Annotated in this window: 1 protein-coding gene; it reads right to left on the bottom strand. The window is 39.1% G+C overall.

Going from position 1 to position 281, the window contains the following annotated elements; genetic code table 11:
- Window positions 1-281, bottom strand: a 281-nt coding sequence (locus tag M2R48_RS21350) for a hypothetical protein (protein ID WP_262087633.1), incomplete at both ends; no start/stop codon positions are given.

Here is a 281-nt window from a genome sequence, read left to right as displayed (position 1 = left end):
CTGCTGGGCATTCAATTTAAGATTTTGCGCAGCAATCAGATTACCTGCTGAATCCTGCATCGAACCATTATCAATTTGATCAACATTGATGTTTAAATCTGCTGTTTTGGATTGAATCGTACCCTGTTGATTGTTTAAGCTCTGACCCGTCAGGTGTACATTCTGTGCCGAAATCTCCCCTTTAGTATTGTCTAAAGTTTGAATAGAAAGCTTGGCATCCGCATTGACTGAACCAATTACGCCTTGTGTATTATTGGTAGTCTCAGAATTTAGAGTTAATG

It is taken from the genome of Acinetobacter sp. I-MWF (assembly GCF_025433935.1).
Taxonomy (GTDB): Bacteria; Pseudomonadota; Gammaproteobacteria; order Pseudomonadales; family Moraxellaceae; genus Acinetobacter; species Acinetobacter guillouiae.
This window is presented reverse-complemented; position numbering and strand designations above follow the sequence as displayed.